We start from the raw sequence: 24,703 nt of genomic DNA on the forward strand, positions 1-24,703 counted from the left end.
CGGGGGCGGACCGGGACGGGTTCAACGGCAGGCCCCGCCGACCGATTGCAAGCGGTCGGCGGGGCCATTGTGGCTCTTGACAGCGGATTGGGTCATATGAGCGAAAACCCGCCAGAGTGAGCAAGGTGCCTTGAAACGAGGCGGCATTGACCTTCTGGTCATGCCGCCGAAGTTGAAAGGCAGATTGCCGCTCTGGCGGGTTTGCAGCGTCGAGCCGTTACGCGGTTTGGTAAAACCGCGTAACCACTAGTTTGGTACCTTGACTTTGATTTCTCACGCTCCTAAATTGGTTAGGCACAAAACAATTCCACTACCTAACTAAAGAAAGGAGCAGCACTAATTTATGTGCGATGAACCTCTTAGCCTTTGTTCGCACGAGCCCGGCGGCGACCCGTCACAGCCGGCGGATGTATCCGAAGCGGCTAGCTCGGAAGACAAGCTTGCCAAGCGCATCCTCAATAACCTGGGCTTTTGCGGCCATTACATGCATTTTCATGGCGGAGGCGTGTCCGGCAAGGCGCCCATCATCTGCCTACTGGCCAAGCAGCCCGGCGGCGAGATGTCGCAGCAGGAACTCGGCATGCACTTCGGCCTCAAGCCGGGGTCGCTTTCCGAGATCCTGTCCAAGCTCGAGCTCAACGGCCTCATTGAGCGCAGCCGTAACCCCAAGGATCGACGGCAGCTCACCATTCGCCTGACCGAAACCGGCCGGGAAAACGCCCGCATCGACCAGGCGGCCCGCATCCGCTTTAGAGAACGGGCCTTTAGCGCGCTCACCCACGACGAGCGCGAGCAGCTCGCCGAAATGCTCGATATAATCCGCAAAACCTGGGAGGAACTGGATGATTAAAACCCTCATGGGCAGCATCCGCGACTATATGAAAGTCACCGTTGCCACGCCGTTGCTCGTGCTTGGCGAGGTGCTCTGCGAGATGCTGATTCCATTTATCACCGCCAACCTGATCGACGCCATCAAAGACGGCGCCACCGTAGCCGAGATGCTTCCCACCGCGGGCTTTTTGGTGCTCATCGCGCTGACGTCGCTTGCCTTTGGCGCCGCTGCCGGCGTCACCTGCAGCCATGCGAGCTGCGGGTTCGCCAAGAACCTGCGTCACGACCTGTTCTACAAGATCCAGACGTTCAGCTTTGCCAACATCGATGAGTTCTCGACCTCCTCGCTCGTCACGCGCCTGACCACCGATATCAACAACGTGCAGCAGGCCTTTATGATGATCATCCGTATCGCCGTGCGCGCGCCGCTGGTATTGATCTTCGCCTTTACCATGGCGTTTATCATGGGCGGCAGCGTTGCCATGGTCTACCTGGTTATCATTCCGCTGCTGGGCTTTGGGCTGTTCTTTATCATCTTTAAGGTGCGCCCCATCTTCTCGCGTGTGTTCCACAAGTATGACGCCCTTAACGAGTCCGTCGAGGAAAACGTCACCGGCATGCGCGTGGTCAAGAGCTATGTGCGCGAAGACTTTGAGAAGGAGAAGTTCGCGACCGCCGCGCGCGACGTCCAGATGGACTTCACCCGCGCCGAGAAGTTGCTCGCCTTCAACAACCCCATGATGAACATCTGCGTCAACGGCGCGTTCGTCGTCATCATCTACCTGGGCTCCAAGCTCATCATCACGAGCCAGGGCACCCTGTTCGATGTGGGCCAGCTCTCCTCCATCTTTACCTACGGCTTCCAGATTCTGATGAGCCTAATGCAGCTGTCGATGATCTTTGTCATGGTGACCATGGCAGATGAGTCGGCGCACCGCATTACCGAGGTGCTGGCCGCCGAGCCCACGATCGCTAACCCGACCGAGCCCGTGCACGAGGTTGCCGACGGCTCCATCGACTTCGATCACGTGAGCTTTAAGTATTCCGAGCATGCCCGCCGCCAGGCGCTCGACGATATCGACCTGCATATTAAGAGCGGCGAGACCATCGGCATTATCGGTGGCACCGGCTCGGCCAAGTCGACGCTCGTGAACCTGATCGCCCGTCTGTACGATGTCACGGAGGGCACCGTGCGCGTCGGCGGCGTGGACGTGCGCGACTACGACCTGGACGCGCTGCGCCACCAGGTAGCCATGGTCCTGCAGAAAAACGTGCTGTTTAGCGGCACCATCGCCGAGAACCTGCGCTGGGGCGACCCGAACGCCACCGACGAGGAAGTCCGCGAGGCCGCACATCTGGCCTGCGCCGACGAGTTTGTCGACGGCTTCCCCAAGGGCTACGACACCTGGATCGAGCAGGGCGGCTCCAACGTTTCCGGCGGCCAGAAGCAGCGCCTGTGCATCGCGCGTGCCCTGCTGCGTCGCCCCAAGATCTTGATCCTGGACGACTCCACGAGCGCCGTCGACACCAAGACCGACGCCAAGATCCGCGAGGGCCTGGCGAGCTACCTGCCCAACACGACCAAGCTCATCATCGCCCAGCGCATCAGCTCCGTGCAGGACGCCGACCGCATCATCGTCATGGAGGGCGGCCGTATCGCTCAGATCGGCAACCATGAAGAGCTACTTAAGACGAGCGAGATCTACCGCGAGACCTTTACCTCGCAAAACAAGATGTCTGCCGAGGGCGAAGGGGCCGTCGAGGCCAACACCGAGGCATCCGCAACGCAAGCCCAGAACCAGGAAGGAGGCGAGGCACATGAGTAAGGCAACCACCGCCGAGCGCGCGCTCAACCGCAAGAGCGGCACCATGTCGCGCCTCATCAAGACGCTCTTTGGCTTCTACCCCGTGCTTTTGCCCCTCGTCGTCACCGGCGTGGTGCTCTGCGCCGTCATCAACTCCATCGGCGCGACCTTCCTTCAGAGCGCCCTGCAGATTATTAGCGAATCGTGGCAGGCGGGCGATTGGGAAGCCGCACAGCCCAAGATCGCACAGCTCGTGACCACCCTCGCCTGCATCTACGGCATCGGCATCCTGTCCTCGCTGTTCTGGAACCGCGCCATGGCCATCATCACGCAGGGCTCGTTGGAAAAGCTGCGCGAGAAGATGTTCAACCGCATGCAGGACCTGCCGATCCGATACTTCGACACGCACCAGCGCGGCGACATCATGAGCCACTACACCAACGACATCGACACGCTGCGCCAGATGATCAGCCAGTCGCTGCCCAACCTGCTCATGACGACCATCGTCATCGTCACGGTGTTCTTTATCATGCTGTACTACAGCGTGTGGATGTGTCTGGTGATTATTGCCGGCGTCGCCTTTATGACCTTTATGACCAAGCTGCTCGGCTCCAACTCCGCGCGCTTCTTTATTGCGCAGCAGACCGAGCTCGGCGTGGTCGAGGGCCATATCGAGGAAGTTATGAACGGCCAGAAGGTCGTCAAGGCATTCTGCCACGAGTCTGCCGCCGAGGCCGATTTTGACGAGCGCAACGAAAAGCTCTTCGAGGTATCGCAAAAGGCCAACATGTACGCCAACATCCTCATGCCTATCCTTATGAACCTGGGCAACCTGCTCTACGTGCTGGTCGCGCTGGCGGGCGGCATTTTCCTGGCGCTGGGCGTGCCCAACCTGAGCATCTCGGGCATGACGCTGTCCATCGCCGTCGTGGTGCCGTTCCTCAACATGACCAAGCAGTTCTGCGGACAGATCGGTCAGATCTCGCAGCAGATCAACGCCGTGGTCATGGGTCTCGCCGGCGCCGACCGCATCTTTGAGCTCATCGACGAGGAGCCCGAGGCCGACGAAGGCTACGTGACGCTCGTCAACGCGCAGGTCAACCCCGATACCTGGCAGCTCGAGGAGGCCGACCACCACACCGGCATGTGGGCATGGAAACACCCGCACCGTGCAACCGGCGAGATCGAGTACGTACCGCTGCGCGGCGACCTGGTCATGGACAACGTCGACTTTGGCTACACGCCCGACCACGAGGTGCTGCACGGCGTGTCCGTGTTTGCCAAGCCGGGCCAGAAGGTCGCGTTTGTCGGCGCCACCGGCGCGGGCAAGACGACCATCACCAACCTCATCAACCGCTTCTATGACATTGCCGACGGCAAGATCCGCTACGACGGCATCAACGTCAACAAGATCCGCAAGGCCGATCTGCGCCGCTCACTGGGCGTCGTGCTGCAGGACGTAAACCTGTTCACCGGCACCGTGATGGACAACATCCGCTACGGCAACCTGGACGCCACCGACGAGGAGTGCATCGCGGCGGCCAAGCTCGCGGGCGCCGACGACTTTATCACCCGCCTGCCCGACGGCTACGACACCATGCTCACCGGCAACGGCGCGCAGCTGTCGCAGGGCCAGCGCCAGCTGATTTCGATCGCACGCGCTGCCGTCGCCGATCCGCCGGCAATGATTCTGGACGAGGCCACGTCGAGCATCGACACCCGCACCGAGGCCATCGTGCAAGCGGGCATGGATAAGCTCATGGAGGGCCGCACGACGTTTGTCATCGCGCACCGCCTGTCCACCGTGCGCAACGCCGACGCAATCATCTGCCTGGATCACGGCCGCATCATCGAGCGTGGCAACCACGACGAGCTGATCGCCAAGCGCGGATATTACTACCAGCTCTATACCGGGGCGTTTGAGCTGGAGTAGCTCAAAACATCCCCTACGCTCCCAACGGACCTCCCCGAGGGAGACGGGGTGTTTACTCCGTGCTCAAACATTCTCGCTTCGCTGCGAAACTGCGCGCGGAGCAAACACCCCCATCTCCCTCGGGGAGCGCCTGCGCACACGGTCTTTTATCGCAGCCTGAAAAAAAGTGGTGAGGCCCTGGCCGTTTGGCCAGGGCCTCGTTTTGTAAGGAGGGACTCCACCGTCTCCCGTCCGCAGTCCCGTAGCTAAAAAAGCCCCGTCCCAAAAAGACTGCTTTGGCAGAACGTCGGGTGGTATCCTTGGTAGCCCTGTGCTGCAAACGCACCTTAAACGCAAGGAGTCCCATGGATCTTATCGCCCAGCTTGCCCACGAGCTCAACCTTAAGGCCGCCAACATCGAGGCAGCCGTCAAGCTCATCGACGAGGGCAACACCATCCCCTTTATTTCGCGCTACCGCAAGGAAGCCACGGGCGGCATGGACGACGTCGCCCTGCGCGCACTCGACGAGCGCCTGTCCTACCTGCGCAATCTTGAGCAGCGTAAAGAGGACGTCATCCTACTCATCGACGCCCAGGGCAAACTCACGCCCAAACTCGAGCAGCAGATTCGCGAGGCCACGCAGCTCCAGCGTGTCGAGGACCTCTACAAGCCCTACCGCAAAAAGCGCATGACTCGCGCGCAGAAGGCCCGCGAGGCAGGCCTTGAACCGCTCGCCAACATGATCATCATGCAGGCCTCGGCCAAGGGCAGCGCACTCGACGCCGCCGCGGCATACGTCAACGAGGAGGCCGGCTTCGACACGCCCGAAAAGGCGCTTGCCGGCGCGGCGGACATCGTGGCCGAGACGGTGGCCGAGGACCCCGAGAACGTCGCCGACCTGCGCGCCTTTACGCAGAACACCGCCGACATCGTCGTCGAGGCCACCGACCCCACCGAGAAGACTCCCTACGAGCCGTACTACAGCTATGACGAGCCGCTGCGCCGTATACCCAACCACCGCGTGCTGGCTATCGACCGCGGTGAGCGCGAGGGCAAACTCCGCGTGCGCGTGAACGTCGACGGCACTGCCGCCACGGCACGCCTCGGCAGCCGTTGGCCCCGACGCCAGGGCGTGTTCGCACCCGTCTTTGATGCCGCCATCGCCGACGGTTACAAGCGCCTCATGGCCCCCTCACTGGAGCGCGAGGCCCGCGCCAAGCTCACCGTCCGCGCGCAGACCGAGGCCATCAACGTCTTTGCCAAGAATCTCGAGGGCCTGCTCTCGGCACGCCCCGTACGCGGCGCCCGTGTGCTCGCACTCGATCCGGGCTACCGTACCGGCTGCAAGGTCGCCGTCATGGACGAGACCGGCAAGCTACTCGACCACGGCGTGGTCTACCCCACCAAGCCGCGCCACGACGTCGCCGGCACCAAGCGCGAGCTCGCCCGCCTCGTCAAGAAGGACGGCGTCAACACCATCGTCATCGGCAACGGCACCGCCAGCCGCGAGACCGAAGAAGTCGTCTCGGAGTTCATCGCCGAAAAGGCGCCTGGACTGCGATACACCATCGTCAACGAGGCCGGCGCATCGGTGTACTCCGCCTCCGAGCTCGCCAGTCAGGAATATCCCGACCTGGACGTCACCGTGCGTGGCGCCATGAGCCTGGGCCGCCGCCTGCAGGACCCGCTGGCAGAGCTCGTCAAGATTCCGCCCCAGTCCATCGGCGTTGGCCAGTACCAGCACGACCTTGACCAGACCGAGCTTTCGCGCACCCTGGGACATGTGGTGGAGGACGTCGTCAACCGCGTGGGCGTCGACGTAAACACCGCAAGTGCGAGCCTGCTGGGATACGTATCGGGCATCACGCCGAGCGTAGCCAAAAACATCGTGGCCTACCGCGAAGAGAACGGCGCCTTTACCGATCGCCGCCAGCTTAAGAAGGTCCCCAAGCTGGGGCCCAAGGCATATCTCAACGCCGCGGGCTTCCTGCGCATCAGCGGCGGTAAGAACCCACTCGATGCGACGAGCGTCCACCCCGAAAGCTACGAGGTGGCCACGGCCGTCCTGGAGCGTGCGGGTGTGGCGGCAAGCGAGCTCAGCCGCGGCGGCGTGCCCGATATCGAGCGACGCATCGGCAGCATCTCGGCGCTGGCAAGCGACCTGGACTGCGGCACCCTCACGCTCATCGACATCGTAAACGAGCTCAAGAAGCCTGGCCGAGACCCGCGCGACGACGCGCCCGAGGTGGTCTTTAGCCGCTCAGCACTTTCCATCGACGACCTGGAACCCGGCATGGAGCTCAAGGGCACGGTGCGCAACGTTGTGGACTTTGGCGCCTTCGTCGACGTGGGTGTGCACCGGGACGGCCTCGTGCATATCTCCAAGCTGGCCAACCGCTTTGTCAAGCACCCCAGCGACGTGGTGCGCGTCGGCGACACGGTCAAGGTGTGGGTCGAAAAGGTCGATCGCGACCGCAAGAAGATCTCCCTCACCATGGTTCAGGGCAAATAGCCGCCAAAGCGGACGTCCCCCTCTTCGCGGCGTGCAAAATTGCGAGTATTCAGCATCTCCCGATAGCCCCGCGGCGCTTCAGAGGGCCATAAAAGCAAAAACGGCCCCCGTTTTGGCGTTTTAGGGCCAAAACGGGGGCCGTTCCGCGCTTCAACCAGCTGGTAAAAGTCTTTACCATGCTGAAAACTCGCGATTTTGCACGTCGCTGCAGGGGGCACCCTTGCTTAGGGCAGAATATGGAAACCCAAAGCGGCGATATCCTTGGCAAAACCGCGCACGGTATCGAGCGAGACCTCGTACGGGTCACGGCCGATGTTCTTGCGCTTGGCCAGGATGCTGTTGGGCACCGTGATGATCTGGCAACCGCAGGCCTCGGCCTGGTAAATGTTGATAAGCTCGCGCGTGGACGCCCACAGGACCTCACAGTTGGGCTTGGCAGCGGCCTTCTTGACTGACTCCGTCATAAACGGAATGGGATCGACGCCGGTATCGGCGATGCGGCCGGCAAAAAGCGAGATGATGGACGGCGTCTCGGCGTCAACGGCCTCGACCATCTCATCGACCTGCTTAGGCGTAAAGATGGTGGTAACGTTGACCTTGATGCCGTCGGCCGAAAGCTTGCGGACCAGCTCGGCGGTGGACTCGCCCTTGGTGGTCACGCACGGAATCTTGACGTAGACGTTCTCGGCCCAGGTAGCAATCTCGCGGGCCTCGACCTCCATGGTCTCGACGTCGTCGGCAAAGACCTCAAACGAGACGGACACATCGGTGATGTGGGCCAGAACCTCCTTGGCAAACGCGCGGTAATCCGTCACGCCACCCTTCTTCATAAGGGACGGGTTGGTCGTGAAACCCTGAACGTTGCCGTTCTCGTACATGTCGAGCATGCCCTCGAGGTTTGCACCGTCAGCGAACACCTTGATTGCCATCCGCCTGATTCCTTTCGTTTGCATACGGCCGATAAACTGTTAAACACTTTACCTACGTTTATCAAGGCGTGAGCTGCGGTTTTTTATCTTCTCGGCGAACGGTTTTGCGGTTTTATCATTTTTATATCGACGCCCCAGCGGCAAAACGTTTTTGCTAATCATCGCGGTTGCTTCCGTTCGCGGCGCTGAAACAGCGCTTCACCGGCGCGTTTTCACAACCGCTCCAAAACAAAAAGCGGCGACGCCTCATTTGAGACGTCACCGCTTCCGTGTAGGAGCCGGTTATCGGAGCTCCGCCCGATTAGGGCTTAACGTATGCCTGGATTACTCTTCCTCAACGTGGTTGATCACAGCACCCTTGGTGTGGATGAAGTTGGGGACGAAGGCGACGACCAAAAGGACAGCGAGAATCGCGTAGACACCGGTGGTACCGAAGGCCTCGGCAGCGCGGCCGAGCGTAATACCAATGACGGAGAAGTCGAAGTCGCCGAACGTAGTGTTCTTGAAGCCAAAGACGTCAAGAACGGGCAGGAGCAGGGCCGGGGCAAAGGTGATGAGCAGGCCGTTGACGAAAGCGCCAAGAGCTGCGCCCTTGCGACCGCCGGTAGCATTGCCGTAGATACCGGCGGTAGCACCGCAGAAGAAGTGGGGAACCATGCCCGGGATGATGAAGATGCCCAGGGTAGCGCCCACGATGAACATACCGACCACGCCACCGATAAAGGAAGCGACAAAGCCGAGGATGACGGCGGTGGGAGCATAGGGGAAGAAGACGGCGCAGTCGACGGCGGGGATGGCACCGGGGATCAGCTTGTTGGAGATGCCCTGGAAAGCCGGGACCAGGTCGGCGAGAATCATACGGACGCCGTTGTAGACGATAGTGACACCGACGGCGAAGGACAGGGCACAAGTCAGGGCATAGACGATCACATTGTCGCCGCCAGCGGTCTTGGTAACGACCGCAGGGTCTGCGATGTAAGCGGCAAAAGCGGTAACCAGATAGAAGAAGGCCATGGTAAGAGCCGTGGAGATGGTGGTGTCGCGCAGGAAGGCAAACTTCTCGGGAACCTCGATCTTCTCGGTGCTGTTCTCCTCGGCGTCCTTAGCAAAAAGCGTACCGACTGCAGCGGAGATGTAATAGGCGAGTGAACCGAAGTGGCCCATGGCGATTTCATCGCCATCGGTAACCTTCTCGGTGAAACGCTGACCAACGGCGGGAAGCATAGCGCTCACGAGGCCCAGGAACATGCCGCCCACGATGACAAGCTGGACATCCTGGAAGCCAGATGCCTGCAGAACGGCAGACAGCAGGCAAGCCATAAACATGCTGTGATGGCCCGTCAGGAAGATGTACTTAAACTTGGTAAAGCGGGCAATGATAATGTTTACGACGTAGCCGAGAATCAGGATCATCATGGTCTGAACGCCAAGGACGCTCTGAGCCATCGAAACGACGACCTCGTTGTTAGGCACGACGCCGGTGATGTGGAAACCGGTCTCGATGAAGGTACCCAGCGGAGCAAGGTTCTCCTGAACAACAGCGGCGCCAGCAGACAGCATGATGTAACCAAGAATAGGCTTCAGGGTTCCCGTCATCACCTTGTGGGCAGGGCGCTTGAGCGCAACAAGGCCCACAAAGGCAAACAGACCCATGATCCACGCTGGCTTGGTCAGAATCGATTGGATAAACTCAAGTATGGGAAGGATGGCTTGCATCTGCGCTTCCTTTCTCTCTAACGTGGGCGCGTTTCCCTCTTCCACAGGGAACCGCCCTTTTTTATGCCGCTTTAGGCGTTAGCAGCGGCCGCTTTGATTGCCTCAAGGGCGTCTTCGCGGATCTTCTTCTTGTTCACATAGCTGCGAACGATCACAACGTTGCCGTGGAGCTCGGGGGCGAGCTCCTTAACGGTGATGAACAGATCCGGATTTGCGGAAGAAGCACCGTTCAGGTCCATAGACTCAACGTCGGCCTTGATGCCCTCCTCCTCGCAAAGCTCCTCGACTTTGCCAGCGAGCATCAGGCTAGACCCGATGCCGTTTCCGCATACGGTGATGATATGCATGGCAACCTTCCTCTCCTACACGTGACGGTTTTCCGTCTATCCAAAAGCGGCGACGCATCGCCGTGCCATTAAGGCCTAAAAGAATGAACGCATGGTCTCCAAAACCTGCTCGGGCGTATCGCATGCGCTGAGCTTGGCAACGCAGTCCTCGTCCTCGAACATCTGCGAAAGCTCCGCCAAGCAGCCAAGATGAGCCTTGGGGTCGGGTGCGCAAATACCCACGAGCACGTGAACCGGATCGAAATCCTCATGTCCAAATGCAACGGCAGGGTCAAGCGTGACAATGCAGATGCCGGCCTCGCTCACATTGCCATCGGCCTGAGCGTGAGGCATGGCAATGCCCTCTTCCAAGACCATATAGGGACCGAATTTGTGAACCGACGAAATCATGGCGTCAACATAGCTCTGGTCGCATTTGCCGGCGTCAACGAGCAGCTTACCGCATGCCTTGATCGCTTCCTCCCAATCGGAGGCCTCGACGTGGCAGGCAACAAGCTCGGGCTTAAGAAGATCGGTCAGCATGCTCGCCCCCTACTCCTCGGGCAGGATATGGAAACCAAGTGCCTGAATGTCGCGGGCGAAGCCCTTGACCGTATCAAGCGAGTACTCGAGTAAATCTTTTCCGAAATTCTTGCGCTTGGCAAGAAGGGCATTGGGGACCGTAATGATCTGGCAGCCAACGGACTCCGCCTGGAAGATATTGAGGACCTCGCGCGTAGACGCCCAAAGAACCTCGGCAGCAGGCTTGACGGCAGCCTTCTTTACGGACTCCGCCATGAGGGGCAGCGGATCGACGCCGGTATCGGCAATGCGACCGGCAAAGATGGACAGAATAGAGGGGGTCTCGGCAGAGACGGCATCGACAAACTCGTCGACCTGCTCGGGCGTGAAGATGGTAGTGACATTCACCTTGATACCGTCGGCAGAAAGGCGCTTGACCAGCGCGGCGGTGGACTCGCCCTTGGTGTTGAGTGCCGGGATCTTAACGTAGACGTTGTCTGCCCAGGTTGCAATCTCGCGGGCCTCGGCTTCCATACCCGCCTCGTCGTCGGCAAATACCTCAAAAGAGACCGACACATCGGTGATGTGCTCAAGAACCGTCTTGGCAAAAGCGCGGTAGTCAGTCACGCCACCGGCCTTCATAAGGGAAGGATTGGTCGTGAAACCCTGAACGTTACCATTGTCATGCATGTCAAGCATGCCTTCGAGGTTAGCGCCGTCGGCAAACACCTTGATCGCCATGTTCGGTCCTTTCTCATCTAGCACTATTGCTATCGAAAGCCTTCTTCTTTGTTTCAAAAGCTTTTCGGTTTTCTTTTATAAACCATTTCAAAAGCTATCGAAAGCTCAATTGTCATCTTTCCGTGAACGGTCGAATATCGGGTGTGAACGTACTTCTTTTGGGCGGCACCTTCAGAACAAGACCCTCTACACGCTATTTAAGTGCAAACTATCTGCTACGCATGCATTTGGGACATGCCATTCCGTTCATTTGATTCATTCGATTTTGCCTTGTCCTTTTCATATCGATACGTTATATTTCGATTACGAAAGGCGTATCTTTTGCCTTTCGTTCAAAAGGAGCGGCATATGGCATCTACTTCAGACCTTTCACCGGCCGAGCGTCAGCGATTTATTATGAACTGGCTGGCCGAAAAGCCAAATATCTCGGTATCCGACATCGTTCGCCGTTTTTCGGTTTCGGAAGTCACCGCACGACACGACCTCGTCTCGCTGGAATCCGAAGGCAAGCTGCGTCGCGTACGCGGCGGAGCGGTATCGCTTTCTCGCTCCAACGCAATCTCGTATCCCGAGGAGCGTATCAATGTCCAAGTCGAGGCCAAAGAGGCCATCGCCGCAACCGCGGCAACTCTTGTTGATGATGGCGATGTTCTGGTAATTGATATCGGCACCACAGGCTTTTACTTCGCTAAGGCCCTCATGGACAAGCGTGAGATCACCATTATCACCGGCGATCTTGCAATCGCGAACTATGCCAGCTTTAATCTCCCCAATGCTTCGGTAGTGCTGCTGGGCGGCTCCGTGCGCAAGGGCCACCTCTATCTCGCGGGCGCACTAACGCTCGACTGCATGAGCAAACTCCATGCCGACAAGGCGTTTGTCAGTGCCGACGGATTCCACCCCGACCACGGTTTTACCGTCGAGCACGACTTCTCAGCCATGATCAAGCATATGTACCTGACCAACTCAAACCAGAGTTACATGATGGTTGACCAGGGAAAGTTCAACAAGACCAGTTTTTATCAGTCCGCGCAGATCGATGACCTCGATGGCATCATCGTTGATGGAGACGACGAGGGCATCATGACGGCGGCGATCGAGAACAGTCGCAGCCATCCCAAGCTCTATATTGCATAATAGCTCAAATGGCCGGGTCGCCCCCTGCGGGCGACCCGGCCATTTATTCAATCAACCCAAAATGCCGCATCGCTGTGACGGTGCCGTCGTGTGCGACATCGTCGGTCACGTAGTCGGCGACCGCCTTGACCTCGGGCATGGCGTTGCCCATGGCGACAGCCGTCTCGACCGCAGCGAGCATACCCAGATCGTTGCCCGAATCGCCGAAGCCAAAGGTGCGCGCATTTCCTTCGCGGCCCAGATACGCCAGCGCTCGCGCCACGCCCACGCCCTTGTCAATACCCTTGGGGCTCAGCTCGCGATTCTGGCCACCGGTGTTGCACAGCTCAAACTCGCAATCGATAAAGCCGTCATCATTGGCTACGCGAGCCAAACTGGGCACACTGAGGCATACCTTGCCCACGCGCAGACTGCCGTCGACGCGCATTTCCTCGGTGCTGTGCACCACAGAAGTGCCGATCAGAGACGACTGCTCAACGCCCACAGGCTCCAGGGCAAAAGTAGCCACGTTGGTCTCGAAAAAGGCCTCAATCCCTGCCGCGGCCATACGGCGCGCAAGCTCCTCGATAACGTCCTCGTCAAAGCAGTCCTCGTGTACCACGCGTCCCTCGACCTCGATCGTGGCGCCTGCCATGGCCACGACGCCCGCGGGGTCGAGCGCACGCAGGCTATCGGCGATAAGCCACAGGGGGCGACCCGTGCAGATAAATGCCTTGTGCCCTGCATCGCGCAGTGCACGGAACGCCTCAACCACCGCCTGCGAGGGGTGAACCGCCGAAAAGTCCTTATCGCTCATATCGTCGGGATCGAACGATGTCAGCGTGCCGTCCACGTCAAAAAAGAGCACGGCGGAATCGGGGCACGCATCAATCATATGGGTTCCTTTCGGGGATGAGGGCAAACGAAGCATCCATCATATAATGGAGCGACGCAACCAGAGAGGTCACCCATGGAATTTTACGCAAGCTGCCCCGAGGGCTTTGAGTCCGCACTCGCCGATGAGCTTAAACGCCTCGGGCTTTCGCATGTCCGCCGGCTGAAGGGCCGCGCTACGTTTGAGGGCGAGCTCGAAGAAGGCTACCGCGCCTGTCTGTGGTCGCGCCTGGCGAGCCGCGTGTTCGTGGTTCTTGGGCGCTTTGAGGCGCAGGATGCCGACGAGCTGTACGATAGCGTTTACGACATCGCCTGGGAGAACATCATCCGCCCCGGCGCAACCATCGCCATCACCGCCCGCGGCGTGACCGAGCAGCTGCGCAACACACGCTTCTCTGCCTTGCGCGCCAAGGACGCATTGTGCGACCGCCTGGCCGAAACCACGGGCCGTCGCGCCGATGTCGATGCCGCCGATCCCGATGTTCACCTGCTGCTTTCGCTGCGTCAGCGCCGTGCGAGCATAAGCCTGGACCTTTCGGGCGACCCGCTGTTCAAGCGCCTGCCGCCCGCAGCGACCCGCGCCGGCGAGGGCGCGCACGTGCTGCGCCCCGACTACGCCGCCCTGGTGCTGGCGCAGGTCGGCTGGACCGCACTATGCGAGCGCGAGTTGACGGCCGACGATTACGAGAACGAAGCCCTGCCCACGCTGATCGACGCCTCGTGCGCCGGCGGCGGTCTGCTGCTGGAAGCCGTGAACATTCTGACCGACCGCGCCCCGGGCGCTGCACGCGAGCGCTGGGGCTTTGAGGGCTGGCAGCCGCACGACGCCGCCCTGTGGGAGCAGCTGCTTGCCGAGGCACGCGAGCGCGAGGCGGCGGCGCGCGAGCGCCAGGCGCGCATCGTCGCCGTGGACATTGACCCCGCTGCCCGCAAGACTGCCGAGCGCATGGTCAAGTGCGCCGGCTACAAGCGTTTTGTCGACTTTTGCGCTGCCAAGCCAGCCACCGTGCTGGACCATGCAGGCGCTGTCGCCGGCGCCGCCGTGGTCGCGGATACGACCGAGACACCGCTTTCGCTCATGCACGACGCCATGACGCTGGTCGGCGAGCTGCGCCGCGCGCCCGAGCTTGCCGCGGCGCCGGTCGCTGCGCTCACCCGCGATGGGTTGCTGGCCCGCTCGCTCCACGCCGAGCCCGAGCGCTCGATCGCCGTCATGCCCAACAACGAGGAGGCGACCGTCGAAGTCTGGCCGTCGCTCGACCACGCCGCCGCAGCGTTTGAGGCTGCGACCAGCGCAGATGCCGAGGCCGAGGTTGCGGATACCAACGAAGTCAACGACAAAGCCGCCAGCACCCCCATGCCCGAACCTGCCGCCACACTCGACCTGGGCGACGGCAAGCCGCTGCCCGTGCTCATCCCCGAGTCCGAGCAGTTCGCCAACCGCTTGCGCAAGAACGCCCGTCTGCGTCGCAAGTGGGCAAAGCGCGAGGGCGTGAGCTGCTACCGCGTCTACGATGCCGACCTGCCCGATTACTCCGCCGCCATTGATCTATACGAGGGCTGCCCGCAGACGCCGGGCCGCTGGCTCGTCATCGCCGAATACGCCGCGCCCAAGACCATCGATCCCGCGCTTGCCCAGGCCCGCATGCTCGACATTCTGGCCATCGCGCCGCGCATCCTAGATGTTCCCGCCGAGCACGTGCACGCCAAGGCCCGCATGCGTTCGCGCGGCGGCTCGCAGTACGGCAAGCAGGGCGCCGGCAAGGGCGGCTCGGGCGAGCGCGCCAATATCGCACGCCGTCGTCTGCCGCTCATCGAGGAGGGCGGCCTTACCTTTGCCGTCAACTTTGACGACTACCTGGACGTCGGCATCTTCTTGGATCACCGCGTCACCCGCAACCTGGTGCGCGAGCACGCCAAGCAGGCGCGGCGCTTTCTCAACCTGTTCGCCTATACCGGCACCGCTACCTGCTATGCGGCAGACGGCGGCGTCGAGGAAACTGTGACGGTCGACCTCTCCAACACCTACCTGGACTGGGCCGAGCGCAATATGCGCCAGAACGGCTTTGTTGGTCCGCAGCATCATTTTGTGCGCGACGACGTGCTTGCCTGGATTCGCGTCCAGCGCCAGACGCGCAACCGCTGGGACCTGATTTTTGTCGATCCGCCCACGTTTTCGAACTCATCAAAGATGGGCCGCCGCACCTGGGACGTCCAGCGCGACCATGTTGAGCTTTTGGCCGGCGTATCGCGCCTGCTCGCACAGGGCGGCCACGCCATCTTTAGCTGCAACCTGCGCGGCTTCCGCCCCGAGACGCGCAAGCTCGCGCGCGCGGGCGTCGTGCTAGAGGACATTACGGCGCAGACCATCCCGGAGGACTTTGCGCGCAACCAGAAGGTGCACCATTGCTATATCGTGCGCCGCCTGCCCATCGAGGACGCCATGGCCGAAGTCGGCTTTAGCGCCGAGGAGATTGCAGAGCGAACCGAAGAGCTGCGCAACCCCGAAGCCCGCAAGCCTCGCGCAACGACACCCGCGCACGCGCAGGCCGGAGACCGAGGGTCGCGCGGCGACGGCAAGCCTGCCTGCGCCGGCAAGCCCAAAAAGAAGAAGTTCTACGCCAGCAAGCCCAAGGGTAAATAAACAAAGTTGCGGTGGAATGCGGACTGTTTTGCCTGGAAATTAGGCAAATTTAGACCGTATTTCACCGCAACTCATATTGGGATGGTGGTTGGCGATCTAGCCCTGGGTGACCAGGCGATAGCCGATACCCACGTGCGTCTGGATATAGCGCGGATGCGCCGGATCGGACTCGATCTTCTTACGCAACGTGCCCATAAAGACACGAAGGCTCGCCAGGTCGCTCTTAGTTGCCGTGCCCCAAATCTCGTGCAGGATAAACTGGTGCGTCAGCACCTTGTCGGCGTTGTGCGCCAGCAGGCACAAGAGCTTGTACTCGATCGGCGTCAGATGCAGCTCCTCGCCATCCATCGTGGCGATGCCGGCATCAAAATCGATATGCAGCTCACCGGTATCGAACGAGCCCTCGGAGGCAACGCCACCCGTTTGCGCATACGAAAGGCGCCTGAGCGTCGTGCGAATGCGCGCGAGCAGCTCCTCGACCGAAAACGGCTTGGTCAGGTAGTCGTCGGCACCGGCATCGAGTGCGCGAATCTTGTCCGCATCCTCGCTGCGCGCCGAGACCACAATGATCGGCATGCCCGACCATGCGCGCACCGACTCCACCACCTTGACGCCGTCCATATCGGGCAGGCCCAGATCGAGCAGCACAATACTCGGTGCCTGCGATGAGGCGGCGGCGATGGCGGCATGGGCGGTCTCCACGGCCATATGGCGCAAGCCGTGCGCCTCGAGCGCGGCAACGATAAGGTTGCGGACGGCGGGGTCGTCCTCAACGACCAAGATGAGCGGTTTCATGGCAGAGTTCGACACAGCGTTACTCCTTATCAAACGAAACGTCGGCGGCGGGAAGCCCAATCGTAAAGACCGAGCCGTGCGGGTCCGCCGCGGCAACCTCTATGCTACCGCCATGCGCCAACATAATGGATCGGCAGAGCGAAAGTCCCAAGCCCACGCTGCGATGGCTATCAGCCAAGCCATGGTTGACAGTGTAGAACGATTCAAAGATCCGGCCCTGCTCCTCGGGCGCAATACCGGGACCGTCATCGGCGACGGAACATGCCACCTTTCCATCGTTCGCCATAATCGAGATCACGATATGCGAGCCCGACGGCGTATAGGCAATAGCGTTGTTCACCAGGTTCACCACCAGCTGCACCATCAGGCGCGCATCGACGTTGACGAGCGCCGGCTCGTCGCACGGCACCACCTTAAGATCGTGCTCGCGTACGGCCGGATTCACGTGGCGCAGCGCCTCCTCGACGATATCGTCCATGAGCTCAAGCGTGGTCGACAGATGCATGCCGCCGCCCTCGAGCTTTGTGATGGCGAGCAAATTCTCGACGGTGGCGTTGAGCCATTGCGCATCCGAACGAATGGAAAGGAGCATGCCGCGGCGCGTCTGACTATCGAGCACAGCCGTGCCGGTCGAACCCTGGTCGAGTAGCACGTCGGCATTGCCCGAAATGCTGGTAAGCGGCGTGCGCAGATCGTGCGAGATGGAGCGCAGCAGATTGGCGCGCAGCTGTTCGTTTTTGGCGAGCACCGCCGCCTCCTCGCGGGCCTCCATGGCGCGGGCGCGATCGAGTGCCAGCTCGCCTTCGCTCACGATGGCGTCGGCAAGTGTCCGTTCCTCGTGCGTCAGCACGTCGGGCTCGGCAACGATAGCCAGCACGCCCACCACCGAGGCGGGGTCGCCCGAGCGCACGAAGCTGTCGCCTGCGCAAACCGTCAGGTAGACGCCATAAAACGCCGAGCCGCCATAGGTGGCATCGAGCGGCGTTCCCACATAGGCGGACGCCGAGAGCCGCGGCGGCATCTGGGGCGTCAGCTGGTGCACCGGCGCGGCGTCGCCCACGGCCGTGTACGTCGCACGCGGCAGCAAATCATCATCGTCGGCGTCGGCGCTGTACCACACGACCGGACAGCCCGAAAGACGCGCCAGCTGCGTTGCCATGGCATGCACAATCTGCTGCTGATCGGAACACCGCTGCAGCATGCGGTTGGTCTCGAGCACCATATGCGTGCGACGGTCGCTGGCGGCAGCCTGTGCCAAGGCGCGGCGCAGGGCCAACGCAATCGAGCTCGACACAAGCGAGACCACAAACATGATGAAGAACATGCCGGGATAGACGCGGTCGATAAACGATAGCGAGCAGCGCGGGTCGACAAACAAGAAGTTGTAGAGCGCTACGGCGGCAGCCGAGCTCAGCAAGCAATACAGGCGGCTCCAGGTAAAGAATGCGCACAGCTGCACGGCGAACACATAGACGATCATGATGCTCGGCGCGAGACCAGGATGGTCGAGCAGCGCACCCACAATCGTCGCCGCGACCAGCAGCCCCGCCGATACGCAGGCGTCATACAGAGGGCTGCGACGTGTCAGCGTTGTGCGCCGCCACCAAAAGCTATCGGCAATATCGCCGTCCGCACGGACGTCCATCGGCACCCCGCCCCTCTCTTAAAAACAAAAACCACCACAGAGGGGACAGCACCTTTGTGGTGGTTTCCCTTGTGGTGGTTCCAAGTGTATAGCCTTTGCAGTCTGCGGTCGTTAGACAAACAGCACGTGCGCGAGCAGGGCACACACTCTTGTCCATCGAAGGCCAACTCCATGCAACCTGTCGGCGACTACGGGCGCTCGTTGGGGGCCAAGCGCTGCATCTTGTTCACAGCCTTGAACTTGGTGAACAGCGGCACATACTCAAAGCTCACGTTGGAGTTCTCCAGGCCATACCAGCGCGCCGGCGTACCGGCAAAGCGACGGATGATGTACTTGAGCGTGATGGCCGTGCGCTCGCTCGGCTCCACGTCACTCTCGGGCGCCAGGAGCTTGCGGATCATGACGAACTTAAACGTGCCGATGTTGCCCGGATCCTTGTAGACCGAGTAGTCATGCATCTGCGGCGGCAGCTCGCCAGTGGCGGCCAGATCCTGAACAACCTGGCGCAGGTAGGCGTTCACGCGCTGGTTAACCTTGTAGCCCAGGTACAGATGCACGCGGAAAACATAGTCGGTGCCAAACGTCTCGACCGAATAGGCAAAGGTATGCGGTTCATCCATGGTCTCGACGTTCACGAACCACCAGGCGCGGGCGCGCTTGGGATGCTTGTCCAGAATCGAGTAGACGATATCGCGGTCGATGTAGTCGGTATTGGTGTCCTTGGTCAGGTACACGATGTTGTCGCTCATAAGCTCATAGCGATCGTCGTCGCGCAGGCGCTTGAGCTGCGGCAGATAGCTGCGCAGCGGCAGCAGCGTAAACTGACGCCGCTCGACCGCCGTGCCGTTGTACCAGCACAGCATAACGCCCATGATGAGCATGGCCATAAGAATAGTGAAATAGCCACCGTGGAAAAATTTGGTGAGCGAACTCACAAAGAAGAAGCCCTCGAGCATAAGGAAGAACGCAACGAAGATATACGGGACGACCTTAAGGCCGCGATCAACATGCAAGTAGAAGAAGAGCAGCAGCGTCGTGCACATCATGGTCAGGGTAATCGCCAAGCCGTAGGCGGCCTCCATGTGCGCCGAGCTCTGGAACAGCAGCACCACGATGACGCAGCCCACAAGCATGACGTTGTTGACCATGGGAATATAGAGCTGGCCCTTGGTCTCGGCAGGATAGAAGACCTGCATGTGCGGCATGAGGTCCAGGCGGCTGGCCTCGGACACCAACGAGAAAGCGCCGGTGATGAGCGCCTGCGAGGCAATGATGGCCGCGACGGTGGAAAGGCCGACGGCAAAGGGACGCAGGCCCGGGGTAAGCATCTGGTAGAAGGGGTTGAGGTCGGCGATACCCATGAGCTCCGGGTTGCCGGCGTTGTTGATAAGCCACGCGCCCTGGCCCATGTAGGACAGCAGCAAGCAGCACTTAACGAACGGCCAGGTTGCGTAGATGTTGCCGCGGCCCACGTGGCCCATGTCGGAATAAAGCGCCTCGGCACCGGTGGTGGCGAGGAAGCAGCTACCCAGAATCATGATGCCCGCATGGTTGTTGGGGCTCAACAAAAAGGCGATGCCGCGCACCGGGTTGAGGCACAGCAGCACGGCGGGGTGCTGGAAGACAAAGAACAGACCCGTGCCGCCCAGGAACAGGAACCACAGCGTCATGATGGGGCCAAAGGCGTGGCCGATCTTGGCCGTGCCGATGCGCTGCACCAAGAAGAGCGCAATGATGATGGCAAGCGTGATGGCCACGACGCGGGCCTGATCGTCGCCCAGCACGGCATGGACTGCCGGAATGGTGCGCAGGCCTTCGATAGCCGTAGTCACGGTAACGGCAGGCGTGAGGATGCCATCGGCGAGCAGCGCCGCGCCGCCCAGCATGGCGGGGATGATGAGCCATTTGCCGCAGCGCTTAACCAGGCTGTACAGAGCAAAGATGCCGCCCTCGCCATGGTTGTCGGCGCGCAGCGAGATGAGCACGTACTTGACGGTCGTCAGCAGCGTGACCGTCCATACGACGAGCGAGAGCGCGCCGAGCACGAACTCCTCCGTGACGCTTCCGATGCCGCCGTTGCCGGCAACGAGCGCCTTGGTTACATACATGGGGCTGGTGCCGATATCGCCATACACCACGCCCAGCGTGACGAGCATCGCCGAGATGCTCACAGGAATCGCAGCGTGCGAGGCTGCCTCCTTGGCCTTTTGTTCCATAAGCCGGTTTCCTCCCAACTTTAACGTTCGAGGGGATTATAGATAATCACCCCATGTTTTAATGCAGTGTTTTCCCAGCTAGATAAACATTTATACGGCCTTTAGGCCACCGCGGCGATATGGAATGTGACAAAGGGACTGTCCCTTTGTCACATTCGTCATTTTCCGAGCCAGTTTTTGAACCACCACTCCATGGATCGGCTCATCTCGGCCATAAAGGGGCTCGTGTGCTTGCGGGTGTAGATATCCACGACGCGCTCCCCCACCTCGCGGGCATGCGGACGGAACATCGCGTCCATCTCGGCCACCTGCGCATCCATGGTCGCGGCATCGGCGCGGCGATAGCGCTCCTCGTGCACCAGGTTCACCACGGGATGCGCAATCGCCGGGCGCTCCTTGCGGGGCGTGCCGATGATGAGCATCGACAGCGGCATGGTATGGGGCGGCAAGTCCAGCAGCGCAGCAACTTCCTCGGCGTTCTCGACGACATCACCGATATAGCAGCTCCCCAGCCCCAGGGCCTCGGCGGCGACCACGGCGTTTTGGGCAGCGATCACGGCATCCTGTGCCGCGATGGCAAAGTCGCCTAAACCCGGCGCGCGGCGGGGCGCCTTGCCCGTGCGCTCGACAAACTCGGGCTCAAAGCAACCCACGCGCTCAAACAGATCGATCCACTTGGCATAGTCGACCACAAATATAAGTGCCCAGGGCGCCTTGGCGATCATGGGCTGGTGGTCGCACAGGTCGGCCAGGCGATCGAGCGTTGTCTGCTCGCGGATACTCACGATGGAATACATCATCATGGCGCCTGCCGACGGCGCGCGGCTCGCCGCATGCAGAATCGCCGCCCGCTGCTCGTCGGTCACTGCTACGGGACGGTCGTTGTCATCGCGCGCAAAAGCGCGCGTGGACGAACGGTGCTCCAAAATGTCCAGCACCGCGTTGCCCGTGGTCTCGACCGGATAGCCGCCCGCGCCCATGCCAGCGCCCACGTCGCCCGCACTCGTCATACAAACCTGCTCGTTCATCGCCTCATCCTCGCCATTTCTTTAAGAAGCCTTTACGTTTCCGTGTAATTCCCGTCCATTATCGCGCAGGTCGCCACTACATTGCGCCACACCGCCACACATGCGCGCTAATATGGCTGGTTGTTGTGCGCAGCCACCAATCGCAGCGCATATCTTGGTAACAATCGGGTAAACCCCCGCTTTCGTAGTTTTAAGTTTGTGAGGAGTCTCAGCATGTTCGCAGCCGCCATCTCGCTCGTCGGTCTTGCGGCGACCGTCTTCCTTGTCTTGCGCGAGGCCAAGGCCATTCGCGCGCAGTCGGGCACCGTTGCCAAGGGCGCTCTTGGATGGAGCGTCGCCTTCGGTCTGTTCCAGGTCTTTTTGACCATTTGGGGCGCCATGGGCCTCGTCGCCCAAAACGAGCCGCTCGCCTTTGTAATGCTCGTTCTGACCAATGCCATCCTCACCGGCTGCGCCTGGGCCAGCATCGCACGCGACCGCATCGCCCCGCGCGTCTTTGCGTTCGCCGCGCCCGACGCCCCCGCCCCCACCGGCAAGCTCGCCCGTCTGCGCGGCGCCTTTGTGGGCAAACCGCTCGTCGCCGCCGTGCTGTGCCTGCTGCTCGCCGGCGTCTTTGCGCTGCTGGGCATGGAGGTCTCGTCCAACCACGACTTTACCTGGGTCTACCCCCTGTGCATACTGCTCGAGTGGGCCATCATCACCACGCTCATGGTCGGCCTGTTCTTCCTGTTCCAGCGCCGCGGCGCAGCTCCCGCCGCCCTGGCCTTCGCCCTCTTTATCCTGGGCATTGCCGAGTTCTTCGTCATCACGTTTAAATCCATGCCCATCCAGCCGGGCGACCTTTCGGCCATCTCCACCGCCGCCGCGGTCGCCGGCAACGGCTACACCTACTCGATCTCGCTGTTCTGCGTGCTGTCCATGGGCTTTACCGCCATCGCCATGCTGCTATGCGAGTACGCCGGCCTGGTAGCACCGCACCGTCAGAAGGGTGCCTCCAACGCCAAGCGCATGCTGCTCACCAACCTGCTCGTAGCGGTGCTGTGCCTGGGCGGCGTGACCGCGCATGTCACGCTTATCGACTACTACAACACCCTCGGCATCACCGTCTACACCTGGCGCCCGCTCGAGAGCTACTGGCGCGAGGGTTATCTGCCTGCCTTTATTAGTGCGGCACAGTCCATCAAGCCGCCCAAACCCGCCAACTACTCCGCCGACGACGCCAAGGCAACGCTCAAAAAGTATGCCAAGGCCTATGACAAGTCCGATGCCGCCACAAGCGACGCCCGTACCGCCGCCCAAGAGCAGTTCGATAGCGAGAAGCCCACGGTCATCGCCATTATGAACGAGACCTTCTCGGATCTTTCGATCTATCAGGAGATGCACGCCGGCTACGAGGGCCCGCAGTACTTTAAGAACCTGTCCGACTGCCTCAGCCGCGGCAAGCTCTACGTGAGCGCCTACGGCGGCGGCACCGCCAATACCGAGTTTGAGTTTATGACCGGCAACTCCATGGCCAACCTGGGCTCGGGCGTGTACCCCTACACCATCTACACCATGGAAACGACCGGGAACCTGGCAGAGCAGTTCAAGTCGCTCGGATATTCCACAACGGCCATGCACCCCAACCACGCAACCAACTGGAACCGCGAGAACGTCTACAAGGACTTTGGCTTTGACCAGTTCCTGTCTATCAACGACTTCCAGGGAGCCGACACCTTGCGCGGCATGGTGACCGACCAGGCAACCTACGACAAAATCCTTGAGCTGCTCAACCAGAACGCCGACCCGCAGTTTATCTTTGACGTGACCATGCAGAACCACTCGGGCTACGATACGGGCCTGCTGCCGGCAGATAAGCAGATGCACCTGAACATCGACACGACCGATCTGGACGCCAAGACCATCGAGGACGGCACACTCTCCGATGTCGACGAGTACGTCTCGTGCATCGAGCAGTCCGACCAAGCGCTGCGCTACTTCCTCAATGCCCTGCGCAATCTTGACCGCAAGGTGGTCGTGGTGTTCTGGGGCGACCACCAGCCGTTCTTCCCGTCCAAGTTCAACGATAAATGGTTTACCGGCGAGGACGACGCTACGCATCAGGAGCGCCTGTGGCAGACCGACTACATCATCTGGGCCAACTACGACGTTGCCGGCTGCGACCAGGCGAGCGAGGTCGACGACCTGTCCACCAACTACCTGTCCACCCAGCTGATGCAGCTGATCGGCGCACCACTGACCGACTACCAGAAAGCGCACATGACGCTGCGCAAGTCGCTGCCCGCCATCAACTCGGTAGGCTACGAGGACGCTAGCCTGCGCTGGGCGCTCTCCTCCAACGTCACCGGCGAAGACGCCGTCGCCGCGGCGGCCACCAAGGCGCGCGAGGATTACGCCAAGATGCAGTACTACGAGATGTTCCGCGACGGCAAGAACGTGTACACCGAGCACCTCCAGACCGAGGCCAACGAGACCGACCCCAACCTGGCGCCGGGTACGACCAAGATCAAGTAGCGGCGCGTCTTACCTGGTTCGTCTGCCCGGCGGCACGGAACGTAAGGTTCCCTGCTCGGACAGTCCTGCTCGCACGGAGAGCACATTGAGTGCTCTCCGGCTCGTGCGGAACTCGCGATGAACCTTACATTCCGCGTCGCCGGGCAGACGCCTCGGTGTTGAAGCGCGGCTTGTCATGAGAGCATCCGCAACATATATAAGATGAAGGCCACGTTACGTGGCCTTCTTTGTATCCGGAAAGCGTATCCCGGAATCTGCCTTCGGAATGGGACGCAGTTTCCGCTTGAGGGCCTGTTGGGAAAGCGCATCCTACTTCAAGAGTAAATTCCGGGTCGCACTTTCCGCTAAGGCTCTCAACCGGAAAGTGCATCCCATTCCAGCCTTAATTCCGGGACACAGTTTCCGGACAAAGCGTAAAGCGGAAAGTGTATCCCAGTCTGAGCGCGGGACTGCGGACGATTTCCTGGACCGCTAAATCGCGGCCATCCCCAGCGACGACCGGTAGTCGTCCGGTGTCGCGCCACCGAGCGCGTCGCTTGCCCGCTCGGAGTTGAAG

17 protein-coding genes are annotated in these 24,703 nt (G+C 60.9%); 7 read left to right on the top strand and 10 right to left on the bottom strand.

Annotation, left to right across the window (positions count from 1 at the left end; genetic code table 11):
- Positions 1-343: 343 nt before the first annotated feature.
- From ACTQ40_RS08495 to ACTQ40_RS08510, 4 genes are all read left to right on the top strand, one after another.
- Entirely contained in the window at positions 344-850 is a 507-nt protein-coding gene (locus ACTQ40_RS08495) for a MarR family winged helix-turn-helix transcriptional regulator (protein ID WP_441563873.1), read from the top strand.
- Entirely contained in the window at positions 843-2,657 is a 1,815-nt protein-coding gene (locus ACTQ40_RS08500; protein ID WP_441563874.1) for an ABC transporter ATP-binding protein, read from the top strand. The genes ACTQ40_RS08495 and ACTQ40_RS08500 overlap by 8 nt, the downstream gene beginning before the upstream one ends.
- Positions 2,650-4,569: an ABC transporter ATP-binding protein gene (locus ACTQ40_RS08505; protein ID WP_441563876.1), complete on the top strand. Its 1,920-nt coding sequence runs from the start codon at positions 2,650-2,652 to the stop codon at positions 4,567-4,569. Before ACTQ40_RS08500 ends, ACTQ40_RS08505 begins: the two co-directional genes overlap by 8 nt.
- A gap of 344 nt (positions 4,570-4,913) precedes the next feature.
- Positions 4,914-7,061: a Tex family protein gene (locus tag ACTQ40_RS08510; RefSeq protein ID WP_441563877.1), complete on the top strand. Its 2,148-nt coding sequence runs from the start codon at positions 4,914-4,916 to the stop codon at positions 7,059-7,061.
- Between the two features lie 224 nt (positions 7,062-7,285).
- Here the strand turns inward: ACTQ40_RS08510 and ACTQ40_RS08515 are convergent, their stop codons facing one another.
- The 5 genes from ACTQ40_RS08515 to ACTQ40_RS08535 all read right to left on the bottom strand — a co-directional run bounded on the left by ACTQ40_RS08515 (position 7,286) and on the right by ACTQ40_RS08535 (position 11,295).
- The gene (locus tag ACTQ40_RS08515; protein WP_238057455.1) at positions 7,286-7,990 is read right to left on the bottom strand and encodes a transaldolase; all 705 of its coding nucleotides are present in this window, start codon (positions 7,988-7,990) and stop codon (positions 7,286-7,288) included.
- 324 nt (positions 7,991-8,314) lie between these two features.
- The gene (locus tag ACTQ40_RS08520; RefSeq protein WP_089573144.1) at positions 8,315-9,706 is read right to left on the bottom strand and encodes a PTS ascorbate transporter subunit IIC; all 1,392 of its coding nucleotides are present in this window, start codon (positions 9,704-9,706) and stop codon (positions 8,315-8,317) included.
- A 71-nt stretch (positions 9,707-9,777) separates the two neighbouring features.
- Positions 9,778-10,053 carry a PTS sugar transporter subunit IIB gene (locus ACTQ40_RS08525; protein ID WP_022094539.1) on the bottom strand — a complete coding sequence of 92 codons (276 nt, stop codon included), beginning with the start codon at positions 10,051-10,053 and terminating at the stop codon, positions 9,778-9,780.
- A gap of 75 nt (positions 10,054-10,128) precedes the next feature.
- Positions 10,129-10,575: a PTS sugar transporter subunit IIA gene (locus ACTQ40_RS08530; protein WP_154517874.1), complete on the bottom strand. Its 447-nt coding sequence runs from the start codon at positions 10,573-10,575 to the stop codon at positions 10,129-10,131.
- A gap of 9 nt (positions 10,576-10,584) precedes the next feature.
- Positions 10,585-11,295 carry a transaldolase gene (locus ACTQ40_RS08535; protein WP_117564350.1) on the bottom strand — a complete coding sequence of 237 codons (711 nt, stop codon included), beginning with the start codon at positions 11,293-11,295 and terminating at the stop codon, positions 10,585-10,587.
- Positions 11,296-11,643: 348 nt separating this feature from the next.
- Here ACTQ40_RS08535 and ACTQ40_RS08540 point away from each other — a divergent pair, with 348 nt between their 5' ends.
- Positions 11,644-12,432 carry a DeoR/GlpR family DNA-binding transcription regulator gene (locus ACTQ40_RS08540; RefSeq protein WP_441563878.1) on the top strand — a complete coding sequence of 263 codons (789 nt, stop codon included), beginning with the start codon at positions 11,644-11,646 and terminating at the stop codon, positions 12,430-12,432.
- 43 nt (positions 12,433-12,475) lie between these two features.
- Here ACTQ40_RS08540 and ACTQ40_RS08545 read toward each other — a convergent pair whose 3' ends face one another.
- Positions 12,476-13,306, bottom strand: a complete 831-nt coding sequence (locus ACTQ40_RS08545; protein WP_441563880.1) for an HAD-IIB family hydrolase — start codon at positions 13,304-13,306, stop codon at positions 12,476-12,478.
- A gap of 75 nt (positions 13,307-13,381) precedes the next feature.
- Between ACTQ40_RS08545 and rlmKL the strand changes: the two genes are divergently transcribed.
- Positions 13,382-15,949 carry a bifunctional 23S rRNA (guanine(2069)-N(7))-methyltransferase RlmK/23S rRNA (guanine(2445)-N(2))-methyltransferase RlmL gene (rlmKL, locus tag ACTQ40_RS08550; protein WP_441563882.1) on the top strand — a complete coding sequence of 856 codons (2,568 nt, stop codon included), beginning with the start codon at positions 13,382-13,384 and terminating at the stop codon, positions 15,947-15,949.
- Positions 15,950-16,045: 96 nt separating this feature from the next.
- Here rlmKL and ACTQ40_RS08555 read toward each other — a convergent pair whose 3' ends face one another.
- The 4 genes from ACTQ40_RS08555 to ACTQ40_RS08570 form a co-directional block, all read right to left on the bottom strand.
- Positions 16,046-16,759, bottom strand: coding sequence for a response regulator (locus ACTQ40_RS08555; protein WP_370450656.1), 714 nt, complete (start codon positions 16,757-16,759; stop codon positions 16,046-16,048).
- A 4-nt stretch (positions 16,760-16,763) separates the two neighbouring features.
- On the bottom strand, positions 16,764-18,389 hold the full coding sequence (locus ACTQ40_RS08560) for a sensor histidine kinase (RefSeq protein ID WP_441563884.1): 1,626 nt from the start codon (positions 18,387-18,389) through the stop codon (positions 16,764-16,766).
- Positions 18,390-18,577: 188 nt separating this feature from the next.
- A complete protein-coding gene (locus ACTQ40_RS08565; RefSeq protein ID WP_441563886.1) occupies positions 18,578-20,605 on the bottom strand; it encodes a KUP/HAK/KT family potassium transporter in 2,028 nt (675 codons plus the stop codon).
- A gap of 158 nt (positions 20,606-20,763) precedes the next feature.
- Positions 20,764-21,633, bottom strand: coding sequence for a nitroreductase family protein (locus ACTQ40_RS08570; RefSeq protein ID WP_441563888.1), 870 nt, complete (start codon positions 21,631-21,633; stop codon positions 20,764-20,766).
- Between the two features lie 213 nt (positions 21,634-21,846).
- Here ACTQ40_RS08570 and ACTQ40_RS08575 point away from each other — a divergent pair, with 213 nt between their 5' ends.
- Entirely contained in the window at positions 21,847-24,147 is a 2,301-nt protein-coding gene (locus tag ACTQ40_RS08575) for an LTA synthase family protein (protein ID WP_441563890.1), read from the top strand.
- Positions 24,148-24,703: the final 556 nt, after the last annotated feature.

Source organism: Collinsella sp. Sow4_D11 (assembly GCF_052116465.1).
Lineage (GTDB): Bacteria > Actinomycetota > Coriobacteriia > Coriobacteriales > Coriobacteriaceae > Collinsella.

What these genes read in the sequence shown, in the direction of transcription:
- ACTQ40_RS08565 (WP_441563886.1), bottom strand. Translation starts at nt 20,605, where the DNA reads ATGGAACAAAAGGCCAAGGAGGCAGCCTCGCACGCTGCGATTCCTGTG.
- ACTQ40_RS08525 (WP_022094539.1), bottom strand. Translation starts at nt 10,053, where the DNA reads ATGCATATCATCACCGTATGCGGAAACGGCATCGGGTCTAGCCTGATG.
- ACTQ40_RS08505 (WP_441563876.1), top strand. Translation starts at nt 2,650, where the DNA reads ATGAGTAAGGCAACCACCGCCGAGCGCGCGCTCAACCGCAAGAGCGGC.
- ACTQ40_RS08530 (WP_154517874.1), bottom strand. Translation starts at nt 10,575, where the DNA reads ATGCTGACCGATCTTCTTAAGCCCGAGCTTGTTGCCTGCCACGTCGAG.
- ACTQ40_RS08560 (WP_441563884.1), bottom strand. Translation starts at nt 18,389, where the DNA reads ATGGACGTCCGTGCGGACGGCGATATTGCCGATAGCTTTTGGTGGCGG.
- ACTQ40_RS08495 (WP_441563873.1), top strand. Translation starts at nt 344, where the DNA reads ATGTGCGATGAACCTCTTAGCCTTTGTTCGCACGAGCCCGGCGGCGAC.
- ACTQ40_RS08500 (WP_441563874.1), top strand. Translation starts at nt 843, where the DNA reads ATGATTAAAACCCTCATGGGCAGCATCCGCGACTATATGAAAGTCACC.
- ACTQ40_RS08540 (WP_441563878.1), top strand. Translation starts at nt 11,644, where the DNA reads ATGGCATCTACTTCAGACCTTTCACCGGCCGAGCGTCAGCGATTTATT.
- ACTQ40_RS08515 (WP_238057455.1), bottom strand. Translation starts at nt 7,990, where the DNA reads ATGGCAATCAAGGTGTTCGCTGACGGTGCAAACCTCGAGGGCATGCTC.
- ACTQ40_RS08510 (WP_441563877.1), top strand. Translation starts at nt 4,914, where the DNA reads ATGGATCTTATCGCCCAGCTTGCCCACGAGCTCAACCTTAAGGCCGCC.
- ACTQ40_RS08520 (WP_089573144.1), bottom strand. Translation starts at nt 9,706, where the DNA reads ATGCAAGCCATCCTTCCCATACTTGAGTTTATCCAATCGATTCTGACC.
- ACTQ40_RS08575 (WP_441563890.1), top strand. Translation starts at nt 21,847, where the DNA reads ATGTTCGCAGCCGCCATCTCGCTCGTCGGTCTTGCGGCGACCGTCTTC.
- ACTQ40_RS08545 (WP_441563880.1), bottom strand. Translation starts at nt 13,306, where the DNA reads ATGATTGATGCGTGCCCCGATTCCGCCGTGCTCTTTTTTGACGTGGAC.
- ACTQ40_RS08535 (WP_117564350.1), bottom strand. Translation starts at nt 11,295, where the DNA reads ATGGCGATCAAGGTGTTTGCCGACGGCGCTAACCTCGAAGGCATGCTT.
- ACTQ40_RS08570 (WP_441563888.1), bottom strand. Translation starts at nt 21,633, where the DNA reads ATGAACGAGCAGGTTTGTATGACGAGTGCGGGCGACGTGGGCGCTGGC.
- rlmKL (WP_441563882.1), top strand. Translation starts at nt 13,382, where the DNA reads ATGGAATTTTACGCAAGCTGCCCCGAGGGCTTTGAGTCCGCACTCGCC.